Here is a 762-nt window from a genome sequence, read left to right on the forward strand (position 1 = left end):
TGGAGCCGTCCTTGAAATACCACCCTGGTATGTTTGATGTTCTAACGTTGGTCCCTAATCGGGATTGCGGACAGTGTCTGGTGGGTAGTTTGACTGGGGCGGTCTCCTCCCAAATAGTAACGGAGGAGCACGAAGGTTAGCTAATCACGGTCGGACATCGTGAGGTTAGTGCAATGGCATAAGCTAGCTTAACTGCGAGACAGACACGTCGAGCAGGTACGAAAGTAGGTCATAGTGATCCGGTGGTTCTGTATGGAAGGGCCATCGCTCAACGGATAAAAGGTACTCCGGGGATAACAGGCTGATACCGCCCAAGAGTTCATATCGACGGCGGTGTTTGGCACCTCGATGTCGGCTCATCACATCCTGGGGCTGAAGTCGGTCCCAAGGGTATGGCTGTTCGCCATTTAAAGTGGTACGCGAGCTGGGTTTAGAACGTCGTGAGACAGTTCGGTCCCTATCTGGTGTGGGCGTTGGATGATTGAGGGGAGCTGCTCCTAGTACGAGAGGACCGGAGTGGACGAACCGCTGGTGTTCGGGTTGTTTTGCCAAAGGCATTGCCCGGTAGCTACGTTCGGAATCGATAACCGCTGAAAGCATCTAAGCGGGAAGCGAGCCCCGAGATGAGTCATCCCTGACCTTTAAGGTCTCTGAAGGGTTGTTGAAGACGACAACGTTGATAGGCAGGATGTGGAAGTGTTGCAAGGCATTAAGCTAACCTGTACTAATTGCCCGTGAGGCTTAACCATACAACGCCTAAAT

At 52.5% G+C, this 762-nt stretch carries 1 rRNA gene; it reads left to right on the forward strand.

Going from position 1 to position 762, the window contains the following annotated elements:
• A 23S ribosomal RNA gene (locus tag ACXAGX_RS20495) occupies positions 1 to 749 on the forward strand; the annotation flags it as partial.
• Positions 750 to 762 lie beyond the last annotated feature (13 nt).

The organism is Alteromonas sp. ABV4_515 (assembly GCF_056160345.1).